The sequence below is a fragment of the Myxococcota bacterium genome, from assembly GCA_035498015.1.
GTDB lineage: Bacteria > Myxococcota_A > UBA9160 > SZUA-336 > SZUA-336 > VGRW01.
Window position 1 is genome coordinate 1 of record DATKAO010000196.1, and the last position, 24,042, is coordinate 24,042.

24 protein-coding genes are annotated in these 24,042 nt (G+C 68.7%); 9 read left to right on the forward strand and 15 right to left on the reverse strand.

What is annotated here, in order from left to right; all coding sequences use genetic code 11:
* On the reverse strand, positions 1-457 hold a 457-nt coding region (locus VMR86_17225; protein ID HTO08793.1), incomplete at its 3' end, for a helix-turn-helix domain-containing protein.
* A 535-nt stretch (positions 458-992) separates the two neighbouring features.
* On the opposite strand from VMR86_17225, the gene VMR86_17230 reads away from it, so the two are divergent.
* Entirely contained in the window at positions 993-1,412 is a 420-nt protein-coding gene (locus VMR86_17230; protein ID HTO08794.1) for a cupin domain-containing protein, read from the forward strand.
* Positions 1,413-1,439: 27 nt separating this feature from the next.
* Here VMR86_17230 and VMR86_17235 read toward each other — a convergent pair whose 3' ends face one another.
* Both VMR86_17235 and VMR86_17240 read right to left on the reverse strand, forming a co-directional pair.
* The gene (locus tag VMR86_17235) at positions 1,440-1,871 is read right to left on the reverse strand and encodes a hypothetical protein (GenBank protein HTO08795.1); all 432 of its coding nucleotides are present in this window, start codon (positions 1,869-1,871) and stop codon (positions 1,440-1,442) included.
* A gap of 95 nt (positions 1,872-1,966) precedes the next feature.
* Positions 1,967-4,696, reverse strand: coding sequence for a glucosidase (locus tag VMR86_17240; protein ID HTO08796.1), 2,730 nt, complete (start codon positions 4,694-4,696; stop codon positions 1,967-1,969).
* 207 nt (positions 4,697-4,903) lie between these two features.
* Between VMR86_17240 and VMR86_17245 the strand changes: the two genes are divergently transcribed.
* The gene (locus VMR86_17245; GenBank protein HTO08797.1) at positions 4,904-6,163 is read left to right on the forward strand and encodes a DUF2254 domain-containing protein; all 1,260 of its coding nucleotides are present in this window, start codon (positions 4,904-4,906) and stop codon (positions 6,161-6,163) included.
* Positions 6,164-6,233: 70 nt separating this feature from the next.
* A complete protein-coding gene (locus tag VMR86_17250) occupies positions 6,234-6,596 on the forward strand; it encodes a hypothetical protein (protein ID HTO08798.1) in 363 nt (120 codons plus the stop codon).
* Positions 6,597-6,602: 6 nt separating this feature from the next.
* Here VMR86_17250 and VMR86_17255 read toward each other — a convergent pair whose 3' ends face one another.
* On the reverse strand, positions 6,603-6,980 hold the full coding sequence (locus tag VMR86_17255) for a DsbA family protein (protein ID HTO08799.1): 378 nt from the start codon (positions 6,978-6,980) through the stop codon (positions 6,603-6,605).
* A gap of 177 nt (positions 6,981-7,157) precedes the next feature.
* On the reverse strand, positions 7,158-7,895 hold the full coding sequence (locus VMR86_17260; GenBank protein ID HTO08800.1) for an SDR family oxidoreductase: 738 nt from the start codon (positions 7,893-7,895) through the stop codon (positions 7,158-7,160).
* A gap of 79 nt (positions 7,896-7,974) precedes the next feature.
* Here VMR86_17260 and VMR86_17265 point away from each other — a divergent pair, with 79 nt between their 5' ends.
* Positions 7,975-8,958, forward strand: coding sequence for an LLM class flavin-dependent oxidoreductase (locus VMR86_17265; protein ID HTO08801.1), 984 nt, complete (start codon positions 7,975-7,977; stop codon positions 8,956-8,958).
* Between the two features lie 86 nt (positions 8,959-9,044).
* On the forward strand, positions 9,045-10,217 hold the full coding sequence (locus VMR86_17270; protein HTO08802.1) for a hypothetical protein: 1,173 nt from the start codon (positions 9,045-9,047) through the stop codon (positions 10,215-10,217).
* A gap of 1 nt (position 10,218) precedes the next feature.
* On the opposite strand, the gene VMR86_17275 is transcribed toward VMR86_17270, so the two are convergent.
* From VMR86_17275 to VMR86_17320, 10 genes are all read right to left on the reverse strand, one after another.
* Positions 10,219-11,928, reverse strand: a complete 1,710-nt coding sequence (locus VMR86_17275; GenBank protein HTO08803.1) for an amidohydrolase family protein — start codon at positions 11,926-11,928, stop codon at positions 10,219-10,221.
* 21 nt (positions 11,929-11,949) lie between these two features.
* Positions 11,950-12,870 carry an SMP-30/gluconolactonase/LRE family protein gene (locus VMR86_17280; GenBank protein ID HTO08804.1) on the reverse strand — a complete coding sequence of 307 codons (921 nt, stop codon included), beginning with the start codon at positions 12,868-12,870 and terminating at the stop codon, positions 11,950-11,952.
* Between the two features lie 52 nt (positions 12,871-12,922).
* Positions 12,923-14,086, reverse strand: coding sequence for a hypothetical protein (locus tag VMR86_17285; protein ID HTO08805.1), 1,164 nt, complete (start codon positions 14,084-14,086; stop codon positions 12,923-12,925).
* A gap of 65 nt (positions 14,087-14,151) precedes the next feature.
* Positions 14,152-14,460 carry a cytochrome c gene (locus VMR86_17290; protein ID HTO08806.1) on the reverse strand — a complete coding sequence of 103 codons (309 nt, stop codon included), beginning with the start codon at positions 14,458-14,460 and terminating at the stop codon, positions 14,152-14,154.
* Between the two features lie 12 nt (positions 14,461-14,472).
* Positions 14,473-16,602 carry an MtrB/PioB family decaheme-associated outer membrane protein gene (locus VMR86_17295; protein HTO08807.1) on the reverse strand — a complete coding sequence of 710 codons (2,130 nt, stop codon included), beginning with the start codon at positions 16,600-16,602 and terminating at the stop codon, positions 14,473-14,475.
* A gap of 9 nt (positions 16,603-16,611) precedes the next feature.
* Positions 16,612-17,580, reverse strand: a complete 969-nt coding sequence (locus VMR86_17300; GenBank protein ID HTO08808.1) for a DmsE family decaheme c-type cytochrome — start codon at positions 17,578-17,580, stop codon at positions 16,612-16,614.
* Positions 17,577-17,750: a hypothetical protein gene (locus VMR86_17305; GenBank protein HTO08809.1), complete on the reverse strand. Its 174-nt coding sequence runs from the start codon at positions 17,748-17,750 to the stop codon at positions 17,577-17,579. The genes VMR86_17300 and VMR86_17305 overlap by 4 nt, the downstream gene beginning before the upstream one ends.
* A complete protein-coding gene (locus VMR86_17310) occupies positions 17,747-18,379 on the reverse strand; it encodes a hypothetical protein (GenBank protein ID HTO08810.1) in 633 nt (210 codons plus the stop codon). Before VMR86_17310 ends, VMR86_17305 begins: the two co-directional genes overlap by 4 nt.
* Before the next feature lie 23 nt (positions 18,380-18,402).
* Positions 18,403-19,803, reverse strand: a complete 1,401-nt coding sequence (locus tag VMR86_17315) for a DASS family sodium-coupled anion symporter (GenBank protein HTO08811.1) — start codon at positions 19,801-19,803, stop codon at positions 18,403-18,405.
* On the reverse strand, positions 19,800-20,234 hold the full coding sequence (locus tag VMR86_17320) for a low affinity iron permease family protein (GenBank protein ID HTO08812.1): 435 nt from the start codon (positions 20,232-20,234) through the stop codon (positions 19,800-19,802). The genes VMR86_17315 and VMR86_17320 overlap by 4 nt, the downstream gene beginning before the upstream one ends.
* Before the next feature lie 35 nt (positions 20,235-20,269).
* Here VMR86_17320 and VMR86_17325 point away from each other — a divergent pair, with 35 nt between their 5' ends.
* Genes VMR86_17325 through VMR86_17340 form a run of 4 tightly spaced genes read left to right on the forward strand, consistent with a single transcriptional unit; the run spans position 20,270 to position 24,027 of the window.
* Positions 20,270-20,836 carry a glutathione S-transferase gene (locus tag VMR86_17325; protein ID HTO08813.1) on the forward strand — a complete coding sequence of 189 codons (567 nt, stop codon included), beginning with the start codon at positions 20,270-20,272 and terminating at the stop codon, positions 20,834-20,836.
* Positions 20,837-20,846: 10 nt separating this feature from the next.
* Positions 20,847-21,569, forward strand: coding sequence for a dienelactone hydrolase family protein (locus VMR86_17330; GenBank protein HTO08814.1), 723 nt, complete (start codon positions 20,847-20,849; stop codon positions 21,567-21,569).
* 49 nt (positions 21,570-21,618) lie between these two features.
* A complete protein-coding gene (locus VMR86_17335) occupies positions 21,619-23,022 on the forward strand; it encodes an MBOAT family protein (protein HTO08815.1) in 1,404 nt (467 codons plus the stop codon).
* Between the two features lie 6 nt (positions 23,023-23,028).
* Positions 23,029-24,027, forward strand: coding sequence for a hypothetical protein (locus VMR86_17340; GenBank protein ID HTO08816.1), 999 nt, complete (start codon positions 23,029-23,031; stop codon positions 24,025-24,027).
* Positions 24,028-24,042: the final 15 nt, after the last annotated feature.

Genomic DNA, 24,042 nt, shown 5'->3' on the forward strand with positions numbered 1-24,042 from the left:
AGTGCGGCTCCCGAAGCTCGCCGGCTCCATCGCGCACCGCGCGCCTGAACGCCGCGACGCGAGCATCGTTCGCGCGCATCCCGATCGCCCTCCCTTGTGGCGACAGGAGCGCCCCTCGTACCACTTCGGCCTGCTCGTCGAACCGTGGAAAGACGGTGCGCGCGGCGGCGACGAGATCGGCTCTGCTCTCGGGATAAGGCCCCTGTCCGATCGAGGCCTGGTGCGAGGTCCACCAGGCGTCGAAGAGCGCCTCGCGCGTGGGGAAGTGGCGGTAGATCGTGCGCTCGGTGACCCCCGCCTCGGCGGCGATGCGCGCGAAGCCGAGCTCGCTGATGCCGACGTCCTTCAGGCACCGGCCGACCGCCTCGAGAATGAGGTCTCGGGTCGCTGCCTTCTGGCGCTCGCGCAGCGACCGGCGCGGGCCCGGCCGCGCATCTGTCAGTCGTAGTGCCCTCATGTCAGTACTACTGACACGAGAACGGATCGGTTGTCAAGCCGTGTGCGCTCGATGACCGAGCACGGCCAATGACGGCCTCCGGAAGCGGGTACGCTCGCTCATCCGCCCGCGCACGAGGAGCGTCGGGCAACGCAGGCGGCGCGCGCCGAGGTTTCGCTGGCTGCGCGCGGCTTTGCGGACCTGAAGGTGCGGAACAGCCTGAACTGGACGTCGTCGAGATTCAGGAAGGGATACTTACTCTTGAACTCGGCAAGGAGCTTCGGGAGCTCCCCGCGAGGCGTGTATTCGCGCCAGAGGATCGGGCCGCCCGAGCAGGCGAGATTGAAGTTCCCCACGTAGACGGTCTCTCCGGCGCCGACCGTGCGACACTTCCTCTCCAGGCGCATGCGCTCGCGAAGAGACACAGCCCGAGACACACCATCGACAGGCCGAGTCGCGGGCTGCGAATCACAGCACGTTGCCCTTTTTCAGCATCCGCGATCAGCGGCTATGGTTCTACACATCGAGCACCCCCCGACGGGAGAGGAGAAAAGCGATGAATCGGCTAGTTGCGCTGGGTGGAGTGTTTGTCGTCGGAATCGTGTTGGGTGGCCTGTCGACCGAGTTGGTTCATGCGCAGGCTCCCCCTCAATACGAAACGAAGCAGGTTCTGCAGGCGGATCTGACCAATCTTCCCGGTCAAGAAATCGTCGTCTTTGCATCGACGTGGCAGCCGGGCTTCAGCCTGCCTCTGCACATGCATCCGGACGGCCATGAGATCACATACGTCGTCGAAGGAGAGCAGACCTTCGAGATCGAAGGCGTCGGGACAAAGGTCGTAAAGGCAGGCGAGGCGATCTACACGCCGCCCAACACGCCGCACTTCGGTCGCAATGCCACGGACAAGATATCCAAGACCGTAGTGATCCGAGTCAAGGACAAGGCCAAGCCGATCATGGTCGAGATCAAGAGGTAGCTCGCCGAGGTCAACGAGGAGTCGAACTCACTCTCTCGCGCGATGTCCGGCCGCGGTGGCGCGGTTCGCGAGCGCGCGGGCGATCGCGTACGGCGTGGCGATCAGGGTCGGCCCGACCACGAGCGCTGCGCCTGGATAGGACGCTCCGAGGATCAGCCATTGGAAGACGGAGTCCATCAGGACTCCCATCAGAACGAGATTCGAGACGCTCTGCAGGCCGCTTCGCAGGAGCTGTCGCCGAAGGCTTCGCTCGAAGAGGAGTGCCCGCAGATACGGTGGCTGACCGGTGCGCGCATCGACTCGGCCCGCTCGAATTCCGAGCAGCGTCGCGATCAGAGGCTGGAGCAGGAAGCGGAAGCGGCCCGGGCCGACCAGCCGTTTGGGAATGTCGCTCAGGAACTCGCGAGAGAACAGGTAGAGCTGCCCTCGATCGAGGGCGTCGCGCAGTGACTGCGGCACCGATATCGCGAGCACGAGCAGCGTGAGCCCCGCGAGAGCGAGCGTCAGCCGTCGACCTCTCATCGCTGCGGGCGAGCCGGCCCGTCCATGCCGGCTCACTTCCGGCGCGGAGCCGGCGGCTTCTCCGTCTCGACGATGCCGGCGAGCTTCCCGAGGCCCAGTGCCTGCTCTGCGGTGGTCGTCGCGAACAGGTGCATGATGCGCGCGATGATCCCGGTCCAGCCCGTCTGGTGACTCGCGCCCAGCCCCGCGCCGTTGTCGCCGTGGAAGTATTCGTAGAAGAGCAGATGGTCGCGCCAGTGAGGATCTTCCTGGAACTTCTGCGCTCCGCCGAAGACCGCTCGCCGGCCGTGCTCGTCGCGCACGAAGATGCTCGCGAGCCGGCGCGCGATCTCCTCGGCAACCTGAAACAGCGTCATCTTGTGACCCGAGCCCGTCGGGCACTCGACGGTGAAGTCGTCGCCGTAGTACGTGTGGTAGAGCAGCAGCGCTCGGATGATCAAGCCGTTGACGGGCATCCAGATCGGCCCGCGCCAGTTGGAGTTGCCGCCGAACATGCCCGAGTCGGACTCCGCGGGCTGATAGGACACGCGATACTCCGTGCCCCCGGCGTCGAACACGAACGGGTGCTCGGCATGGTGGCGCGAGATCGAGCGAATCCCGTAGTCACTCAGGAACTCACGCTCGTCCAGCATCTTCTCGAGCACGCGCCGGAGCTTCGCCTCGTTGAGGATCGAGGCGAGCATGCGGCCCGAGTGACCGCGCGCCGTCGGATCGTGAATGAACGCCGTGAGCTCGGGCCGGGCGCGCAGGAAGCCGCTCAGGCGGTGCGAGAGCTCGGGATGGGCCTTCAGCACGGCGCCGTCGAATACGGTGACCGCGCACAGCGGGAGCAGACCGACCATCGAGCGCACCTTCAACCGCTGCGCGTGACCGTCGGGCAGCCGGAGCACGTCGTAGAAGAAGCCGTCTTCCTCGTCCCACATGCCGACGTCGTCGCCGGAGTGGAGCATCGACGAGGCGATCCACAGGAAGTGCTCGACGAATTTCAACGTCATGTCGAGATACGACGGCTTCTCTTGCACGAGCTCGACGGCGATCTCGAGCATGTTCTGGCAGAACAGCGCCATCCACGCGGTGCCGTCGGCTTGCTCGAGGTGACCGCCAGTCGGCAGCGGCGAGCTGCGGTCGAAGACGCCGATGTTGTCGAGCCCGAGGAAACCGCCTTCGAAGACGTTGTTGCCCGAGCGGTCCTTGCGATTGACCCACCACGTGAAGTTCAGCGTGAGCTTGTGGAACGAGCGCTCGAGCCATTCGACGTCGCCCTTGCCGCGCTGCAGCTTGTCCAGCCGATAGGTGAACGCGGTCGCCCAGGCGTGCACCGGCGGATTCACGTCGCCGAAGTTCCACTCGTACGCCGGGATCTGGCCGCTCGGGTGCAGGTATCGCTCCTGCAGCATCAGGTCGAGCTGCTGCTTGCCGAAGTCGACGTCGACCAGAGTCAAGGCGATGACGTGGAAGGCCAGGTCCCAGGCGGCATACCAGGGGTACTCCCACTTGTCTGGCATCGACACCACGTCGGCGTTGTACATGTGGTGCCAGCGGTCGTTGCGCACGCCCAGCCGCCGGTCGCGCTTGAACGGATCCGCGCCGCGCTCCTCGAGCCAGCGGTCGACGTCGAAGTAGTAGAACTGCTTCGACCAGAGCATGCCCGCAAGGGCTTGGCGCATGACGTTGCCCGCGTCCGCGCCGAGCGACGCGGGAATGACCGACGCGTAGAACTCGTCCGCTTCCCGGAGGCGCGCCCGAAACGACGCGTCGAAGCCGCTGCCGAAGGGCCCCTCGCCCTTGGCGGCGGGCCTCTTGTCCGAGAGCCTGAGCCGGAGGGTCCGTGACTCGCCCGGTCCGAGCTCGAGCGCGTAGTGAGTCGAGGCCTTCGTCCCCTGATGCTCGGGGTTCACCGCTTCCTTGCGGCCCGCGATGAAATACTGGTGGAACGCGTCCTTCACGTACGCGCTCGGATTGGGCTCCCCGAAGATCCGCTCGCGATTGGTCTCGTTCTCGCTGAAGAGAACCTGCGTCGCGCCCTCGGCGGCGAGATAGCGCTCGCCGAGATCCGGGTGCGCGGCCGAGATCAGCGCCGTGCCGCCTGCATGGGCCACCTGGCGCAGCACGGGGCGCGGCGCGTCACCGCCCCGCGACCAGACGTTCCGAAACAACAGCGTCGGCAGCACGTGGAGCGACGCCGCCTCGGGACCGCGATTGAAGACCGTGATCCGGATCAGGACGTCCTCCGGCGACTCCTTGGCGTACTCGACGAAGACGTCGAAGTAGCGATCGCCTTCGAAGACTCCCGTGTCGATCAGCTCGTATTCGAGCTCGTCGCGGCCGCGCTTGGCGTTCGTAGCGACGATTTCGTCGTAGGGGTACGCCGCCTGCGGGTACTTGTAGAGATACTTCATGTACGAGTGAGTCGGAGTCGAATCGAGGTAGAAGTAGTACTCCTTGACGTCCTCGCCGTGGTTCCCCTCGCTGTTCGTGAGTCCGAAGAGCCGCTCCTTCAGGATCGGATCCTTGCCGTTCCACAGCGCGAGCGAGAAGCACAGGAGCTGTTGGTCGTCGGAGATGCCCGCGAGCCCGTCCTCGCCCCAGCGATAGGCGCGCGAGCGCGCCTGGTCGTGGTTGAAGTAGTTCCAAGCGTCACCCGAGTCGCTGTAGTCCTCGCGCACCGTCCCCCACTGGCGCTCGCTCAGGTACGGGCCCCACTTCTTCCACGCGCTCTTGCCGGTCCGAGCGTCTTCGAGGCGCCGCGCTTCGGCGTTCACCGATGTACTCCTCCTGATTTCCTCGGGTTCCGCAGCGGAGCGCACTGCCAGCCACGTGCCAGCCTGCGCCGGGCGCGCGGTCTCACCAGTGGGGAGCGTTGCCACAGCCGGGCGTGGCTGAGGCGCGGAGTCATTCCCACCGAACGGGTCGGGATCGAACTCATGATAGGATCATCCGGGGAGGGCTGCCGCCGCAGTGAGTCGAGAATGAGCTGGCTGCTGCGCTTTCGGCTGAGACGGTTCGTTCGCCGCTCGCTCTGGCTCACGCCGGTGCTGGCGCTCGGCCTGGTCTGCATGGTCGCGCCGCTTCTCCTCCGGCTCGACCGCGCCATGGGCTGGGAATGGTTCGGCTTCACGCCGGATGGGGCGCGCGCGGTCCTGAGTGCGTTCACGGCTTCGATGCTCACCCTGGTCGTGTTCGTCGTGTCTTCGTTGCTGATCATCGTGCAGCTGGCCAGCGCGCAGCTGACTCCGCGGATCATTGCCATGGTCTTCGTCGACCGGCGCCTCAAGTGGGTGCTCAGCATCTTTGCCTTTGCCTACGGTTACACCATTGCCGCGTCGGGGCGAATCGAAGCGACGGCGCCGCAGCTGCCGGTCGCGTTCGCCATCTTCTGCAACCTGGCCTGCATCGCGCTCTTCTTCTGGTACGCGCAGTGGCTGGGTTCCTCGATGCGGCCGATCGCGGTGCTCCAGGCCGTGGCCAGTGAGGGGCACGCCGTGGTGGAGAGCGTCTATCCCGATCCGTTCGAGCCCGACGAGAAGCGGCCCGGCTGGTCCCCGGCTCCAGAAGCCGACGTCGTGGTGGTCGATCAGACCGAGAAGTCCGGCGTCGTTCTCGCGTTCAGTCTCGGCGACCTGCTGGCGTTGGCGCAACGCGCCGACGCGGTGATCGAGCTCGTGCCGCAGGTCGGTGACTTCGTGGCCCGAGGAGATCCGCTGTTTCGCATACGCAGGGGCGCTCGCGCCATCGACGTCGCTGCGCTGCGCGCGTGCATCGCCACCGGCCCCGAGCGCACGGTGGAGCAGGATCCGCGCTTCGCCTTTCGCATCATCGTGGACATCGCCAACAAGGCGCTGTCACCGGCCATCAACGATCCGACGACCGCCGTCCTGGCACTGGATCAAATCCATCACTTGCTGCTGGAGGTCGGCAAGCGCCGGCTCGACGCGGGACAGACGCGAGATGCGCAGGGTCGGCTGCGCCTGTGCTACCGGACACCCGACTGGATCGACTTCGTCGGCCTGGCCGTCACCGAAATTCGCCACTTCGGGGCCAGCAGCATGCAGGTGGCCCGCCGACTGCAAGCCATGATCGACCACCTGTTGAAGGTGCTGCCCGAGGCCCGCAAGGCGGCCTTGCGAGACGAGCTCGCCTTGCTGCGCGGCTCGGTCCAGCGCGTGTTTCCCGACGAGCAGGACCGCGCTCTGGCTCAGGTCGGCGACTTGCAAGGCTTGGGCAGCTGAGAGCCTGGCGCCACGCGCACTGACTCGTCGGCGCGTGCTAAGCTGCGCTCCTGAACGGAGGGAGTCAGTCATGCGCATTTTCGCAATTGCAGCCGCACTCGGTCTGTCACTCGCCCTGGGCGCGAGCGCTCACGCGGATACGGTGATGGCGACGCCGGTCTATCTGATCGCCGCGACCGGCACGACCTGTGCCGTCACCAACGTGGGCAAGAAGCCGGTCACGGTGACGATCCAGGTGATCAAGTACAGCGAGGCCGGCGACGTGCTGCAGCATTCCACGCAGCAGGTCGAGCCCAATGGGTCGACCGGCCAGGGCGCGAGCACTCCGGATCCCACGTACGTCTACTGCCGGGTCAGCGGCAAGTTCTCGAGGAGCAGCCTGCGCGTGGCGGGACTCGTAGGCGCGACCAGCACCACGATTCCGGGCTACTGACGGGAGTCACCAGCCGCCGGTCCGCAGCCATTCTTCGACCATGGGGATCCGGTCCCAGCCCCAGAAGGGCTCGCCGTCCACCACGAAGAACGGCGAGCCGAAGATCCCGCGCGCGACCGCGGCCTCACTCAGCGCGCGTGCGCGGTCCTTGATCACCGGCGCTTCCATGCCGGCCCGCACGAGAGTCACGTCGAGACCCAGCTCGCCGGCGAGCGCCGCCACGGCTTCCGCGTCGCTCGTGTCCAGCCGCCCGGAGTAGTAGCGGCGGAAGGTCTCGCGCGCGAAGGCCGTCTCGACGCCGGGTCGAGTCGTCTCGAGAAAGTAGAAGGCGCGCGTGGCGGGCAGGGCGACCTTCGGATGGTCCGCGGGTGGCTGGAAGGGCACCTGCAGGCGCCGCGCCGCCCGGGCCCAGTAAGGCCGTGCCCGACATGTAGGGGCGCCAGAGGATGGCGCGGCCGACGCGCGCGCCCAGCGCATCGACCTCCTGCGCGGCGAGATAGGCGTAGCCCGAGGAGAAGTCGAACCCGAATTCGATCGGCGCGCCGGCGGTCATGGCGAGCGCTACACGAGCGTCATGCCGCCGTCGACGATCAGGACCTGGCCGGTCGAGTAACTCGCGCGCATGAGGTGCAGGTAGGCCTCGGCCACTTCGTCCGGTGCGCCGGCGCGCGGCAGGGGCAGGCGCGCAGTCATGCGGCGGAGCTGCTCTTCGCGGCGCTCTTCGGGGATGCTGTTCCACACCTCGGTGAGCACGAGGCCCGGGCACACGGCATTCACGCGCACCGGGGCAAGGTCGACCGCGAGCGCACGAGTCAGGTGCTCGATGGCCCCCGCCATCGCCGTGTTGAGCGCCGCGCCCTTGCGCGGGCGGTGAGCGACCACGCCGTTGGTGAGGGTGATCGAGCCATCGGGCGAGATGCGGCCCTGCGCGTGCTTGATGGCCGCGAGCGCGCCCCAGAAGCGGACGGCGAACACCGCGGTGGCGCCGCTGAAATCCAGCTCGGCGACGGGCGTGCCGCTGCGCAGCGCGGGCCAGTCTCCGGCGGTGAACACCAGGTGATCGAAGGGGCCGAGATTGGCGAAGAAGGCGGCGACGCTGGCTTCATTCTTCACGTCGACTGCGGATCCGGACGCGCCGGCGCCCAGACGCTTCACTGCGTCCTCGACGTGGGCCGCGTGGCTCGACCCGACGACGACCTGCGCCCCCTCGCGGATGGCACGGTCCGCCACGGCAAAGCCGATGCCGGAGCTGCCGCCGATCACGACGACGCGCTTTTCCTCGAGCGTGGCAAGCGGCATGACGACACCTCCTGTGGGCTGCGAGAGCATGGCACACGGCGCTTCCGGTTCGGGCATTCTGTGCCCAGGAGGACCCCAGATGAAGCTCGCGCTCTACCTGCCCAACCTTCGCGACCGGATCACCGTCAGCGAGATCGTCGATCTCTCGCACGAGGCAGAGGCGCTGGGCTTCGACTCGGTGTGGTCACTCGACCGGATCGTGGTGCCCGAGGCCTCGGACCGCGCGGCGCTGGAGAAGCCGTTCGGCTTCATCCAGGAGTTTCCGCGCGCGCTGCCGGTGCCGGCGCGCGGGGCCTTCCTGCACGGCATGCCACTCATTCCGTATCTCGCCGCGATCACCAAGCGCGTGCGCCTGGGCGTGAGCATCATCGTCACGCCGTACCGCGCGCCGGGCGTCCTGGCTGCCGAGCTCGCGACCTGGGATCACCTGTGCAACGGGCGACTCAACGTGGCCGTGGGCTCGGGCTGGATGCCCGAGGAGTTCGCCGCGGCCAGCGCCGCGCACGTGTACGAGAAGCGCAACAAGCACGTGCGCGAGACCATCGAGGTCATGCAGGGCGTGTGGACCCACGAGCTGTTCGAGTATCACGGTGAGTTCGCCGACTTCCCGCTCTGCGGCTTCGGCGCGAAGCCGTTGCAGAAGCCGCGCCCGCCCATGTTCGTGGGCGGTCTGGCCAAGCCCGAGCTCGCGGCGAAGCGCGTGGCGAAATACGGCCTCGAGGGCTGGATCGGCATCATGGACACGCCCGGCGTGATCGCCGAGTGGCGCAAGGCGATCGAGAGCGAGCTCTCCAAGCTCGGACACGCGCGCAAGATCGACGAGCTCGAGATCATGAGCATGCTGCCGTTCGAGATCACGCGCGAGAAGACCGACCAGACCGACCGCGGCAAGGCGACGCCGACGCTCGTCGGCACCGCGCAGCAGCTCACCGACAACCTGAAGCGCTACCGCGACGCGGGACTCACCATGCCGCTGCTCTGGCCGCCGTTCAGCGGTACCCCGACCGCGAAGACCATCGGTGACATGCGGCGGCTGGTCGAGGAGATCCTGCCCAAGGTCTGACGAGGCTCGTGACCGAAGTCTGACTTCTGCAGAAGGTGATGCGCGTTTAATCGTCGCCGGTCCGCGCGGTCCGTAAGATCGCGCGCATGAGACACACGAAGATCCTCGGCATCGCGCTGGCGCTGTGCATGGCCCAGGCCCTTCCCGCCCGAGCCGCGCAAGTCAGCTTCCAGCTCTTCGGCAAGGTCACCAAAGTCACGGGCACGGCGCTCTCGGGTCTCGCCGCGCTCGGCGTGAAGAAGAACGCGCCGGTCACGATCGAGTGGACCGAGGAGCTCACGACGCCCGTCCACGACACGAATCCCGCGATTCACAGCACGAGCTACTGGGCCACCACGCCCGACAACGGGATCACCGCCTTCACGATCCAGATCGGAAGCTGGACCGCCACGGCCGCGAACGCGCCCGATCCGAATGCGATCACGGTGAACGTGATCAGCGTGGTCGACGGCTTCGAGGGCGGCTCGCAAGATACGCTGGACCTGTCCCACACGTCGACCGACACGGGAGACCTGATCAGCGACGGCGGCTCGCTCGGGTCGGAGATCGTGGTCAACCTGCTCGCCAAGCTCGGCGGCGGCAGCACGAGCCAGGCGCTGGGCGACCAGACGCCGAGTCAGTACCCGGACAGCTCGGGCTTCGTGAGTGGCTCGGGCGGCGAGGTCGACTTCACCATCCCCGGCCCCGACCCCACCGTGAAGTGCCGCGCGGCGCAGATCGCGAGCGCGGGCACGCTGTGCAAGAGCGCGCTGGGCTGCCTCGCGAGCCACGCGAAGGCGCCGGACAAGGATCCGATGAGCGTGAAGGTCGAGGCCTGCCTGGACAAGGCGCGCCAGAAGTTCATCACGGCCTTCGACAAGGAGACGTCGTCGGCGCTGAGTCACGGGCTGAGCTGCGGGACCGCCGAGGACGGCGCAACCTTCGAAGCCCACTTCGAGGTCGCCGCACTGGCGACCAAGAATCTCATCGATTCGGTCCAGCCTCAGGATCCGCCGGTCATCGCGCCCTTGTTCTCGGGCGCGGGCACGATGTGCAGCACGGGCGCCAAGGCCGAGTCCAAGAACGTGCAGAAGCCCTCCTCGAAGGTCGTGCTGTTGCGCGAGAACGCGCGCATCAAGCTCGGCAACGCCGCGAGCCAGCTCGTCGCGAAGGCCGAGAGCAAGGGAGTCACGTTCGATCCGGCGCCCGACGTTCCCGGAATCGTGTCGTCGGTCGACGCGCTGATCGACGACATCGTCGCGGAGGTCGACGGCGACTGAGCTACGCGGCCCGGATCAGCCGTCCCGGCAGCGCGCCCGTGGGCTCGTCGCGGAGTGACACGACCTCGCCCGAGACCAGAGTCGCCTCGTAGCCGCGCGCCCTCTGCAGGAAGCGCGCACCGCCGGCGGGCAGGTCGTGGGCCATGCGCGGCGGCTCGAGCTGCAGGCGCGTGAAGTCGACGAGGTTCAGGTCCGCCTTCTGGCCCGGCGCGATGCTTCCGCGGTCGGGCAGCCCGTACAGGTCGGCGGTGTCGCGCGTCATGCGCCGGATCACGAGCTCGAGCGGCAGGGTCGGGCCGCGCTTCCGGTCGCGCACCCAGTGCGTGAGCATGAACGTGGGAATGCTCGCGTCGCAGATGATGCCACAGTGCGCGCCGCCGTCGCCCAGGCCGAGCGCGGCACGCGGGTGCAGCAGCATCTCGCGGATCGGGTCACACGAGAGATCGCTGTAGTTCAGCACCGGCACGAGCAGGAGCTCCAGCCCGTCCTTCTCGAGCAGCTTGTCGTACAGCACGTCTTCGGGCTCGCGGCCGGCGCGCTTCGCCAGTGCCTCGATCGAGGCCTCGTACGGCGGCTCGTAGTCGGGCGGGTCGCCGATCGGGAAGGTCTTTCCGTACAGCGCCGCGAGCATCGACGGCACCTGCGCGCGCTCGGCCAGGATGCGCCGCTTCACCTCGGGATCGCGCAGCCGGGCCACGCGCTCGACCAGCGGCAGCGGGCGCAGTGACTCGAACGCGGGCCGGCCCGCGAACGGGTGGATCTTGGTCTGGTGTCCGATCAAGAGGCCGAACGGGCGGCCGGCGACCTGCGGAAACACCTGCGCGCCCTCGCGCGTGGCCTCGGCAGAGACTTCGAGCAGCTCCCGCCACAGCTTGGGGGCCGCGTCGAACTGCAGCATGGCGAACGTGACTGGCCGGCGGATCTCGGCCGAGAGCCGCCGCATCCAGTCCATCTCGCGCATGGGGCCGGCGATGTCCTCGCCCGCGGCACCGGCGCCCGCGAGCTCGAAGATGCCGCGGCCGAGCTCGCCCAGCACGCGCCCGATCCCGAACAGCTCGTCCTCCGCGGCGAACGTGCCCGGCACCGGCTCGCCGGTGATCGCGCGATGCACGATCGTGCGCGAGGTCGAGAAGCCCAGCGCCCCCGCCTCGAGCCCGCCGCGCACCAGCTCCGCCATCTGCGCGATGTCCTCGGCCGTGGCGGCCTCGTTCCGCGCGCCGCGCTCGCCCATCACGTACGCGCGCACCGCGCCGTGCGGCACCTGGGTGCCCACGTCGGCCGCGAAGCGGCGCCGCGCGAGCGCGTCGAGATACTCGGGAAAGGTCTCCCATTCCCACTGGATGCCTTCGGCCAGCGCCGCGCCGGGAATGTCCTCGACGCCTTCCATGAGTCCGATCAGGAACGGGTGCTGGTCCGGGCGCACGGGCGCGAAGCCCACGCCGCAGTTGCCCATCACCAGCGTAGTGACTCCGTGCCAGGTCGATGGCGCGAGCTGCGGGTCCCAGGTGGCCTGCCCGTCGTAGTGCGTGTGGATGTCGACGAAGCCGGGAGTGACCAGCAATCCGTCGGCGTCGAGCGTGCGCCGCGCGTCGCCCGACACCCGGCCCAGCTGGGCAATGCGCCCGCCGGTCACGGCCACGTCGGCCGTGCGCGGGGGCGCGCCCGTGCCGTCGACGACCGTCCCGCCGCGGATCACGAGATCGAACGACATCGGCGCTCTCCTCGAGCTGACTCAGGCGTTGAAGTCGAGCCGCAGCCCCGGCTTGGGCCAGGGCATCTTGAGCAGCAGCCCGCGGCCCGACACGGTGATCCACGCGGTCTTCATGTCCTTGCCGCCGAACGCGATGTTGGTGACCAGTGGGTCCTTGTACTGCGCGAGCGAGGTGAACTTCACCTTGCCCTTGGGTGAGATGGTCGAGATGCCGCTGTTGATCAGCGTGGCCACGCACACGTCGCCGTTGGCCTGCACCGCGAGTGAGTCGTAGAGCGAGTAGCCGGGCGTCTGGCCCACGTACACCCCGCCCGGCAGGAGCCCTTCCGATTTCGCGAGCTGGCCGGGCTTGCCGATCTTCGCGGCGAACAGCCGACCCGAGAACGTCTCGGCGTAGTACACGGTCTTCTCGTCGGGTGAGAGACCCACACCGTTCGGCCCGGCGAGCTCGTGGATCTGGCAGGAGATGTGACTGCCGTCGGGCCGCGCGTAGAACAGGCCGCCGTGCACGCGGTGGTGACTCGTCGACTTCGCGTGGTCGGTGAACCAGAAGCCGCCGGTCTTGTCGAACACGATGTCGTTCGGCCCCGAGAGCATGCGGTCGTCGCAGTGCGTGTAAAGCGTGTCGACCTTGCCGGTCGAGAGGTCCACGCGCTGGATCGAGCCGCTCTTGTAGTCCTCGGCCTGGTGACCCGGCAGCAGCACGCCTTGCACCTTGGCCCAGGCGAAGCCGCCGTTGTTGCAGATGTAGAGCGCGCCGTCGGGGCCGATCGCGGCGCCGTTCGGCCCGCCGCCCACGTGCGCCACGAGCTGCTTCTTCCCGTTCGGAAGCACGCGCGTGACGTCGCCGGAGTTGATCTCGACCACGATCACCGAGCCGTCGTCCATGACGACCGGCCCCTCGGGGAACTTCAGACCGGAGGCAACCTGGGTGATGGCCACGTGCGTGCTCCTCGTTGGTTCGAGGCCAGCATACACCGCGCGCGGTCGCGGCTCAGTGGGCCTCGAGCGCGTTCGCCGCGCCGTCGATCGCGTCGTCGACCGAGCCGACGAAGCCCGGGACGTCGGGGTCGGGGTCGAACACGACGCCCTTCTTCTCGGCCTTCTCGACGGCCTTGCCGGCGGCGGTGCCGAGTTTGTCGCGGCCCTTCTGGCGCGCGACGGCGAGCTTCGACGCGTCGGGCTTCGCGCTGTTCTTGCCCTCGGCCTTGATGCCCGCGCCGCAGGCGCTGGCGGCCGCGCCCAGCCACGACGACTCGAGCGCGGGGGTCGGAGGAGTCACCGCGTCGGCCCGGACGGCCGAGAAGGCGACCAGGTTGCCGATCACCATGCGCGCCACGTCGCCCGAGACGGAGAGCGGGCACGCGAGGTGCTTGCGCTCGGCGCCGACTCCGGCCTTGTCGAAGGCGGTCAGGAACTTGCCATCGGCCTTGGCCGTGCAGGCGTTCAGCACGGCGCTCGCGGGGTCCTTCTCGGGCGCCTTGGCGCGCCTGGCGAGACACTGGAAGCGCGACTGACAGAGCGCCGCGGCGGCGTTCAGCCGGGCCGTGTGACAGGCCGCCTTCGGGTCCTTGGTGCTGCCGCCCCCGCCGCTGCCTGGCTTGAACTCGAAGTACACCTGTCCGTAAGTGCCGGTGGCTGCGCCGACGAGGGTCGTGTACTTGTTCGGGTTCTGATCCAGCGCCTGCCCGTTGCTGGCGCTGGCCGAGCCCACGAACTGCAGCGAGAGGACCAGCTCGGGGGCGAGGTTCGGGTCGCCCAGCATGACGTGATTCGTGTCGTCGCCGGGCGCGGTGAGATACAGGATGTCCGCCGACGCGTTGTCACTCACCGAGACCAGATTCTGCATGGCCACCACCGCGTCGCTGCGGGACGCGGTCCAGCTCCCGATCTGGAGCTTTAGCTCCGCGATCGCGCCGGTGTAGTGGGTCTGGTCGGCGGCGTCCTGCGAGCCGGGTGTCGAGAGCTCGAGCGTGTAGTCGACCTGCACGGTCGCACCCTCGCTCACCCCCAGGTCGTGGAGAGCGCCGGTGTGGTCGCCGCCCAGCCCAGCCAGGACGTGCAGCACGCGCCCGGTGACGTGGTAGCTCTTGGTCGCGGCCCCGGCGGGGTCCGTCCAAGCGAAAGCCAGCAAAAGAAACGCGAAGACCCGCCGCACGCCGCCCGCCTCCGGATGAGAGCGCGCTCATTCTTTCAGAGCTCGAGGCTTCGCGCAAAGCTGGATCAGCGCGGCACGGCGGCGGCGATCGCCGCGAGCTCCTCGTCCGACAGCTTCCCCGAGAGTGTCTTGTGGCGCGGGCTCGTGCGCACGTGCTTCACGATGTCGTCGGCGCTGAGCTTGGTGCCGGCGAGCGCGGGCACCTTCATGGCCTTGGCGGCGGCGCTGTCGGCCTTGCCGTCGGCGCCGTGACAGCCGGCGCAGTTCTTGGTGAACAGCGCGGCGCCTTCGACCGCCGCCCCCGAGACGCGGGCCGTGAAGGGGAATGCGAGCACGAGTGCGAGGACGGCGAGGCGTGACTGCAGGGTGCGCATGAATTTCTCCCTTTAGAAGTGGTAGACCACACTCAGACTGAACAGGTGGGCGCCGTAGTTCTCGAGCCCGTCGTTCAGGAACACGTCGTTGTTCGTGCCGAGCAGGGGCTGTCCCTCCACGTTGCTCGTCAGGCGAGTCACTCCGAGCCCGTCGAACTGCCAGTCGTGCTGGTCGTAGCTCTCGTAGCGGTAGCGCGCGATCAGGCTCAGGTGCTCGTCGTAGCGATAGCGGAGGCTCGTGTTCGCCGCCCACAGCGTGTCGGCGATCTCGGGGAAGTCGACCGCGTCGGGCGGCGTGCCATTGGTCTGGTTGCGGCCGTTGCCGGCCTGGATGAAGAATCCGGCGCTGAACAGCACGCGCTCGGGCACGAGCTGGAGTGTCAGGTCGATGCCGCCGGTATGCGCGGTGTCCTGCTCCTGGCTGCGCCACACGGCCGTGCCGCCCGACGCCGCGCTGCGCATCAGCATCGCGATCCAGTCGTAGCTGTAGTAGGCCGAGATCTCGACGCGCGGATGCGGGTGGTAGCTGAGCTCGAAACCCACGTCCCAGCGGTCGTCGGAGAGCAGGCCGAAGTCACCCTGGGTCCAGTCCGTCAGGTGCATGTCGCCGGTGAGCGTGAGGTCCACGTTCTCGCGCAGGAAGAACTGCGACAGGAGCTGCAGGTTGTGACTGTGGTTGTCGGCCTCGTCGAACTTGCGGATCGGCGGAGTGAGTGGCGAGTGCGGCACGCCCGGCTCGATCGCGTCGAACGGGGCCAGCTCGTCGTAGCTGCTGCCGGTGCGCGTGCGATAGACGTACGACGTCTGGAAGCGCGCCCAGCTCCCGGCGCGGTAGTCGAGCCGCGCCTCGGGGCTGAACTCGTCCAGGTGCCGCACCTCGCGCTCGGGCCCGCGGTCCCAGTGCTCCCAGTTGAAGGCGAGCGTGGCCTTGGCCGCGCTGGTGATCCGGTAGGCGCCTTGCACGCCGGCGTTCTGCGTGATGAAGCTCGGCGCGAAGGAGCGGCGGGTCTCGGCGGTGAGTCCCGCGTCGGTGGTCGAGGTCTGCGTGAACAGGATCTCGTTGCTCTTGTTGTCGTAGTCGTAGATGCGGTAGCGCGCGGTCACGTCGAACGCGCGCGCCGGCCGCGCGGTGAACACGAAGTTGGCGAGCAGCGGGCGGACGTCGCCGCCCAGGTTGCTCGCGGGCAGCGGCGCGGGAGTCGACAGCGGATTCACCGTGAGCGCCACGAAGCTCTCGTCCTGGCGCCGGAAGCCGTAGGCGATCGTGCCCGCGAGACGTGACACGAACGGGGTCGGCAGCACGGTCGAGCCGCTCAGCGAGATCATGTGCGACAGGTTGTCCGGCGCCGCTGCGATCGCGCCCAGCGACGAGCCGCCCGCGAACGGCGCCGGGTTCTCGACCTGGAACGAGCGGAAGTGATTGTCGAAGTAGCTGAGCGTGTAGCTCGCGCCCAGGCTGTACGAGTCACGCGCGAACAAGAGCTCGGCCGAGCCCTCGCGCGTGTGCTCGTCGACCGGCTCGGGAAAGTGCACGAAGTTGCTGAAGCCGAAGGTGATCTGATCGGGCCGCCGCCCGTCGCGGTCGAGCGCGCGGTAGCCGGCGCGCAGCTCGGTGTCCTGGTTGGGCTTGTAGAACGCGCCGACGTTGGCCTCGTTGGCGTCGAAGCCGAGCTTCGCGTCCACGGCCGAGCTCGTGACCAGCGACTCGAAGCCCGCGGTGTCGGCGGGCGGAGCGCCGGGCAGGAACAGCTTGCCGCTGTCGACGCCGAGATAGGGCGACAGCGCCTGGTTGCTGTAGTTGTGCGGCAGGAGTGAGTACGCCCCCGAGATGCCCCAGTGACCAAAGCGCCCGCCCTCGAGGAAGTAGTCGGCGTCCTTCTCGCCCATGTCGAAGCCGCCGAAGTGGAGATAGTGCAGGTCGTCGAGATCCTGCAGCGTGAAGTCGGCCGCGCCGAACACTCCCTCGTGCGGGTCGCGGTATTCGAGGAACTTCGCCGAGTGGTCGTCGCCGAGGACTCCGCGCCCGCCCATCTCGAGCCAGCCCGAGAGAGTCGTGGGGCCCAAGTCCACGTCGGCGCGCGCCGGCGCGGCCCAGAGCGCCAGCCAACCGAGCGCGAGCAGCCATGGCTGGAGTCGGCGCATGCGGCGTCCTCAGCGGGTGAGCGCGAAGCCCGACGGGTGGTTCGAGCCGTGCACCTGGGTGTGACACTGCAGGCACGACGTGGCCACGGCGAAGCGGTCGTTGGGGTTGCGCGGACTGGTCGCGTGGCCGGTCGACACGTGACAGGTCTGGCAGAGCCGCGGCACGTTCATCTTCAGCATCGCGTGCCGCGTGCTGCCGTGGGGGTCGTGACAGTTCAGGCAGTCCTCGACCACCGGCGAGTGCTCCCACAGGAACGGGCCGCGCTTGTCGCCGTGGCAGGAGAGACATTCGTCGTTGACGGTGACGTGGCGGATCAGGTTCGGGTTCACGGTGCCGTGCGGCTGGTGACAGGAGCTGCAGCGCATCTTGCCTTCCGCGGCGGTGCTCACCTCGAACGAGCCCGGGCGCAGCGGCATGTGCGCATTGCGGAACGCGCGCGAGTACTGGGCGGGATGACAGCGCGCGCACGTCTCGACCTCGGTCGGCCCGGCGAGCAGGCGCGTCTGCGAGACACTCTCCATCAGCGTGTGGCACTTCGTGCACGCCACGTCGGCGGCCTGGTGCGCGCTGCCCGCCCAGTAGGTCCGGTCACCCCCGTGGTGACAGGCCATGCAGGCCGTGTTGATGCGCTGGGTGGCCTCGGGTGAGTCGTCGCCGAAGGGCACGAAGCCGCCGACGCCACGCCCGCCGCCCTGGCTCACGTGCGCCTCGCCGGGGCCGTGACAGGCCTCGCAGCCGTGCGCGGCCAGGGCCCCCTGCGCGTTCTTCGCGCTCAGCACGTGCGCGTGCGCGGTGTGTCCGTACTTCGCGCTGAAGCCGGGCTTCATGGACTCGTGACACGCCAGACAGGCCTCGTCGCCCACGTAGCCCGAGGCCGCGGCCTCCGGCTCGGCCGGCTTCGCCTCGGGGGTCTGCGTCCGGCACGCGCTCACTGCGGCGAGCAGCGCGCCGAAGAGCAGCCCCAGGCCGCGGCTCAATCCGAGCTCCGCGTGCGGAAGCGCGCCAAGAGAGCCAGCGCCACGCCCAGCACGACGCTGGGCGTTCCCAGGAACGTCGCGCGCGTGGCGGTGTCGCCGTTCAGATCGAAGAGTGACTGCGCCAACGGCACCAGACCCAGCGCGATCAGCACGCTCGCGAGCCGGATCATTTCCTGCTCCCATTCAGCGCTTCGGCTGGGTGCGCGGAAGGGTGACAGGCCCCGGTGCACGACATCTCGCGCGAGACGAGCGCCTTCTGGGTCTCGGGGTCGGTGTGGAACGGGACGGCGCGAAACTTCGGCGACTGCATGTGACACTCGAGGCAAGAATCGATGTCGAAAGGCTCGTTCATCGCGAGCGGGTACTGGTAGCTGCCCCAGAGCTCGTGCCACATGTGCCGCAGCCCGGCGCGCTTCGCGCTGAAGTCACCGAGCAGGCCGTACCCGCTGTGACACGTGTAGCAGGCGGTGTCTCCCTTGATCGCGCCGCTCTGGTAGTGGATCGAGGCCAGCGAGTCGTTGGCTTGCTTCATGCTCGCGACGACCGGGGCCATGGGCTCGTGGCAGGAGCCGCAGAACACGACCTCCTGGGTGCGGTCGAGCATGACCAGGTTCGCGATCAGGAGCGCGAATGCGGGCATTGCGACCAGCCCGAACAGTCCGACCTCGCCAGACACCCGGCCTCGGACCAGCGCGAACAGTGCAAAGCCGAACGCTGCGGCCGTCGCCGCGATCCCCAGCGCCCAGAGCAGGTGGAAGTGCGGCTTGGCCGCGAACAGCGGTCCCAGGTCTTCGCCCATCGGCGCCCCCCGGCGCGATGATATCAGCGCGCCGCGCCCCAGAGCAGGAGAATCCACGGCGTGCCCGCGATCAGGAAGATCGCGAGCAGGACCGCGGTCGACACCGCGCCCACGCGATACAGCTCGCGCTGGGTCACATAGCCGCTCGCGGCGAACAGCACGTTGGCGCTCGACGCCTGCGGAGTGAGTCCCGAGAAGTAGTTGCTCGCGAACAACAGCCCGAAGGCGAGCAGCGCCGCCGGCACGCCCCGGTCGACGCCGACCTCCAGGAACACCGGGAGCAGCGCCATCAGGTGCGCGGTCTGACTCACGAACAGGTAGTGCAGCACCACGTAGAGCGCGACCAGCAGCGCGTACACCGCCGGCCAGGGCAGCCCGGCGAGCGCCGCGGCGAGCTGGTGGCCCGCGAAGGTGGTGAAGCCGTAGCGATCGAGCGCGCTGGCCAGCGCGAACAGCGCCGCGAACCAGATGAACGTGCCCAGCGCCTCGCCCTCGCTCTTCAGGTGGTCGGCGGTGTAGACGCCGGTCGCCATGAGCAGCCCCAGCCCGAGAAACGCGACCGCCGTATTGTCGAGCCCGAGCACAGACGAGGTCGCCCACGCCAGCACCATGAGCACGAAGATCAGCGCGACCGTGCGCTCGTCGCGGGAGAGCGGTCCGAGCCGTGCGAGCGCCTCACGCGCGCGCTGCGGAGCATCGGGTGTGCGCTCGATCTCGGGCCGCGCGAGCCGGTACACGACCCACGGCATCGCGGCCAGCGCCACGAGCGAGGGCACGATCGCCGTCGCGAGCCAGCTCGCGAAGCCGATCTCGACCCCGTGCTCGCGCGCGAACTCGGCGCCCACCGGGTTGGCCGCCATGGCAGTCAGCCACAAGCCCGACGAGACCGCGAGACTCGTGATGCCACACAACATGAGATATTTGCCCATGCGCCCGGCGCTCCCGTCGTCGGGCCGCGAGTCACCGTGCAGCGCGAGTGACAGCGCGAGCGGATAGATCACGCCCGAGCGCGCGGTGTTGCTCGGGAAGCCCGGCGCGATCAGCGCATCGGTGAGGAACACGCTGTAGCCCAGTCCGAGCGTCGAGCCGCCGAAGCGCGCCACGACCAGGTGGCCGATGCGCGCGCCCAGGCCCGAAGTCACCACCGTGCGCGCCACCAGGAACGCCACCATGATCAGCAGGATCACGCTGCGCGAGAAACCCTGATAGGCGTCCTCGGCGGTCAGAGCGCCGGACAGCACCGCAATGGCCAGCGCCAGGATCGCGACCACCAGGATCGGGAAGGCCTCGAGCAGGATGGCCAGGATGGCGGCTGCGAACACGGCGAACGCGTGCCAGGCGCGCGGATCCAACCCCTCGGGCGCCGGCACGAGCCAGAGCGCCAGGCCGAGTGCGAGCGGCACGGCGACTCGCCACGGCTTCAAGTCCCATCACCCTCGAGGTCGGCGCGGCCCGTGTCCCGGATTCCTCTCACCAGATTCTCGCGCGCGCTCCTGGCCAGCCTGCGATAGGTGCTGCGCACCTCGTCGAACTCGCGCTCCTCGAGCTCCTCCAGGTCGAGCAGCGCGTTGTGCGCGCCCTCGGTGACTCGAATGAGCTCGTCGAGCTTGATCTGCAGAGACTCGGTGTCCCGGTTCTGGGTGTTCTGGATCAGGAATACCATCAGGAAGGTCGCGATCGTGGTGCCCGTGTTGATGATGAGCTGCCAGGTGTCGCTCCACTGGAACAGTGGACCGGTGGCTGCCCACGTCAGCACGATCGCACAGGCGAGGACGAACGACGCGGGCCGGCCGGTCGCGTGCGAGGTCGCCTTGGCGAGCCTCGCGAACCAGGAAGAAGCTTTGGTGGGTCTCATCGGGAACCTCCGCTGCGCAGGGTATGCTGGTGAGGATGGTCACCCTCTATCACGCTCCGCGCTCGCGCTCGACGCGAATCATCTGGCTGCTCGAAGAGCTCGGCGCCCCTTATGAAATCACCTACGTCGACATCCAGCGCCCCACGGGAGGCGCGCGCGATCCGCGCAATCCGCACCCGGACGGACGTGTGCCCACGCTCGTGCACGACGGAAGGCTCGTGACCGAGTCGATCGCGATCGCGCTCTACCTCACGGACCTGTTCCCGGCGAACGGCGTCGGGCCCACCGTGGCCGACCCCGAGCGCGGGGAGTATCTGACCTGGCTCGCGTACTACGCCGGGGTCATGGAGCCGGCGCTGATCGACCGCGCCAACCGCGCCGAGGAGGCGGCGAAGGTGGACCGGCGGGTGACCGACGCGCTGGCCAAGGCTCCCTATCTATTAGGTGAGAAGTTCTCGGCGGCCGACGTCTTTCTCGCCAGCATCATGCAGTTCCAGCGCAGCTTCCTGCCCCAAGTGAAGCTCCTGGACGACTTCATGGCGCGAGTCAGCGCGCGGCCGGCGCTGCAGCGCGCGATCCAGCGCGACGTCCCGCGTGTATGATGGCGGCCCCGTGAGCACCGAGACGATCACCACCGTACAGACCGCAGACGGGCCGATGGACCTCTACGAATCGCTGCCCGACGGCAAGCCGGTCGGGGCGGTGATCGTGATCCAGGAAGCGTTCGGCGTGAACGACCACATCCAGGACGTGACTCGCCGCTTCGCCGCCGCGGGCTACCGCGCCGTGGCGCCGACCCTCTTCCACCGCGCGGGCGGCGGCACGGCGGGCTACACGGACTTCGCCAAGGTCATGCCGCTGTTCAAGGGCCTGAACGACGACGCGATCGGAATGGACGTGGACGCGGCGCTCGCGCACCTGCGCGCCGCCGGCTTCCGCGACGCGCAGATCGGCATCGTGGGCTTCTGCTTCGGCGGGCGAGTCACCTTCCTGGTCGCGACCCGGCGCAAGCTCGGCGCGGCGGTCGGCTTCTACGGCGGCGGCATCGCGGTCGCGCGCCGGCCCGGCTTCCCGGTGCTGATCGGCGAGGTGGCCAAGCTCGCCACGCCCTGGCTCGGCCTGTTCGGCGACAAGGACCAGGGCATCCCCGTGGAAGACGTCGAGTTACTGCGCGAGACACTGAAGCGCGAAGCCGGGGTTCCGAACGCGATCGTGCGCTACCCCGACGCCGAGCACGGCTTCCACTGCGACGTGCGCGCGTCGTACCACGAAGCCTCGGCCAAGGACGCCTGGGCGCGGACCCTCGACTGGCTTCGGAGCCACCTCTCGGCCTGAGACCGCGCAGGACGGTGCTACGATCCCCGCCGTTCCGGAGGGGGGACGGGTGCTCTTCCACAGCGTGCGCTTCTTCTACCTGTTTGCCGCGGCGTTCGCGCTGTACTGGGCGCTGCGCAGCCAGCGCGCGCGCATGCTGGTGCTGCTGTTCGCCAGCATCTACTTCTACGCGCGCTGGAATCCGTGGCTCGTGGGACTGGTGCTGGGCACGGCGCTGTTCGACTACTGGATCGCGATTCGGATCGAAGACACCGAAGACCCGCGCCGGCGCCGCCTGCTCCTCTCGGCGAGCCTGTGCGTCACGCTCGGCCTGCTGGCTTTCTTCAAGTACACGAACTTCCTCGTGTCACTCGCCTGGCCGCTGGCTCGCACGCTGGGCGCGGCCGGCGCGGCGCCGTTCTTCCACATCGTGCTCCCGCTCGGTATCTCGTTCTACACGTTCGAGACGGTGAGCTACGTGGTCGACGTGTACCGGCGGCGGCTGCCTGCCGAGCGCAAGCTCTTGGACTACTCGCTCTTCCTCTTGTTCTTCCCGCACCTGATCGCGGGGCCGATCGTGCGGCCCGCCGACTTCCTGCCGCAGCTGCGGGTCTTGCAGCGCTTCGACTGGACCCGCATGGAGCTCGGGCTGCGGTTCTTCGTGCTGGGCTTCATCAAGAAGGCGGTGATCGCCGACCAGGTCGCTCTGCTGGTCGACCCGGTGTACGCCGCGCCGGGTGACTACTCGACGGGCGCACTGTGGGCCGCCACCATCGCGTACGCGATCCAGATCTACTGTGACTTCTCGGGCTACTCCGACATGGCGATCGGCTGCGCGCACGCGTTCGGGCTGCGCCTGCCGCAGAACTTCGACCTGCCGTACTTCTCGCTGAACATCGCCGAGTTCTGGCGCCGCTGGCACATCTCGCTCTCGAGCTGGCTGCGCGACTATCTGTACATCCCCCTGGGCGGGAACCGCGGCTCGTCCGCGGCGACCTACCGCAATCTGCTCGTGACCATGCTGCTGGGCGGGCTCTGGCACGGCGCCGCCTGGACCTTCGTGTTGTGGGGCGCGTATCACGGGGCGCTCCTGGCGCTGCACCGCGCGCTGCCCTGGCCGCGCTGGCTCGACCAGCCGCTGTTCGCGCCGCTGCGCGCGGGAGTCACCTTCGTGGCGGTGTGCCTGGGCTGGGTGCTGTTCCGGGCGCACAGCCTGGCCGACGCCGGCACGATCTACGCGCGGCTGCTCGCACCGGCGGCGGGCATCTCACTCACGCCCGCCGTCGCCGGCACGTTCGCGCTCTTGTCCGGGGTGGTGCTCGTGGCGCACGTGGTCGGCCGCTTCGCCGACGTGGATGCGCTCGCGCGCCGGCTGCCCGTGCCGCTGGCGGCCGCGGCGTTCGCGGCGGCGCTGATTGCCGCGCAGCTCTTCATGCCCGACGAAGGCGGTGCCTTCATCTACTTCCAGTTCTGAGACGCGATGGACCAGACACGACCTCCGGACGAGCAACGCAAGTCACGGCGCACGCTGGCGCTGGCGGCGCTGCTCTTTCTGGCGGCGGAGCTCGCGATCGGGCTGGCGCTCGACCGCGCGCCGCTCCACGTGCGCTTTCGCGAGGCGTCCGACGCCCTGGCGCGGGTGCGCTCTGCAGGGCCGAGCCCCGACGTGCTCTTGTTCGGCAGCTCGCGCTTCAAGGCGCTGATCCTGCCCTCGGTGGTCGAAGCGCGTCTGCGCGAGAAGTTCGGCGACCGCGCGCCGCGAGTCACCACGCTCTCGTTCAACGGCGGCGATCTGGTGGGCACCGACATCCTGCTCGACCACGTGCTCGCCCAGGGCGCGCGGCCGAAGCTCGCGCTCATCGAGCTGACTCCCGAGTGGGTGCGCTACCCGATCCCGTTCCTGAACGGCCAGCTCCTGCGCGCGTTCACCTGGCGCGACGTCTACGAGTGGCTGCCCGAGCTCATGCTCGGCACGCGGCGCACGCTGTTGTGCGCGCGGCTGTTCCCCGCGTACTGCTACCGCAACGAGCTCCTGACCTGGATGGTCGGCTGGCCACCGCCCTATCTCGCCGCGCCGGCGAGCCCGAGTCAGCCGCCCGCGCGCGGTCACGCCGACGACCCGAAGCACGGCGCGGGCCGCTGGGCGCGCCGCATGCACGGCTACCAGACCAGCCCGCGCGCGCTCGCGCTGCTCGAGCGCGTGCTCGTGCGCTGCCGTGCCCACGGCATCGAGTGTGTGGTGGTCGTGCCGCCGATCTCGAGCACCCACCGCCAGCTCTTGAGTGGCCACATCCAGCAAACGTTTGCCGCCTCCGTGGCGCGCCTGGAGGCGCAAGACCCGTTTCCGCTGGCCGACTTCAGCGACCGGCTGCCCGACGACGGCTTCCACGACAGCACGCACGGCAACCGCTCGGGCGGCGAGCGCTTCAGCCAGATCGTCGCCGACGAAGTGATCGCGCCGAGATGGAAGGGCCCCTAGCCGAGCGAAGGCCGT

Coding starts and splice junctions, on each gene's coding strand:
- VMR86_17230 (HTO08794.1), top strand. CDS start 993: ATGAATCGGCTAGTTGCGCTGGGTGGAGTGTTTGTCGTCGGAATCGTG.
- VMR86_17245 (HTO08797.1), top strand. CDS start 4,904: ATGAGCTGGCTGCTGCGCTTTCGGCTGAGACGGTTCGTTCGCCGCTCG.
- VMR86_17250 (HTO08798.1), top strand. CDS start 6,234: ATGCGCATTTTCGCAATTGCAGCCGCACTCGGTCTGTCACTCGCCCTG.
- VMR86_17260 (HTO08800.1), bottom strand. CDS start 7,895: ATGCCGCTTGCCACGCTCGAGGAAAAGCGCGTCGTCGTGATCGGCGGC.
- VMR86_17265 (HTO08801.1), top strand. CDS start 7,975: ATGAAGCTCGCGCTCTACCTGCCCAACCTTCGCGACCGGATCACCGTC.
- VMR86_17270 (HTO08802.1), top strand. CDS start 9,045: ATGAGACACACGAAGATCCTCGGCATCGCGCTGGCGCTGTGCATGGCC.
- VMR86_17275 (HTO08803.1), bottom strand. CDS start 11,928: ATGTCGTTCGATCTCGTGATCCGCGGCGGGACGGTCGTCGACGGCACG.
- VMR86_17290 (HTO08806.1), bottom strand. CDS start 14,460: ATGCGCACCCTGCAGTCACGCCTCGCCGTCCTCGCACTCGTGCTCGCA.
- VMR86_17295 (HTO08807.1), bottom strand. CDS start 16,602: ATGCGCCGACTCCAGCCATGGCTGCTCGCGCTCGGTTGGCTGGCGCTC.
- VMR86_17305 (HTO08809.1), bottom strand. CDS start 17,750: ATGATCCGGCTCGCGAGCGTGCTGATCGCGCTGGGTCTGGTGCCGTTG.
- VMR86_17310 (HTO08810.1), bottom strand. CDS start 18,379: ATGGGCGAAGACCTGGGACCGCTGTTCGCGGCCAAGCCGCACTTCCAC.
- VMR86_17320 (HTO08812.1), bottom strand. CDS start 20,234: ATGAGACCCACCAAAGCTTCTTCCTGGTTCGCGAGGCTCGCCAAGGCG.
- VMR86_17325 (HTO08813.1), top strand. CDS start 20,270: ATGGTCACCCTCTATCACGCTCCGCGCTCGCGCTCGACGCGAATCATC.
- VMR86_17340 (HTO08816.1), top strand. CDS start 23,029: ATGGACCAGACACGACCTCCGGACGAGCAACGCAAGTCACGGCGCACG.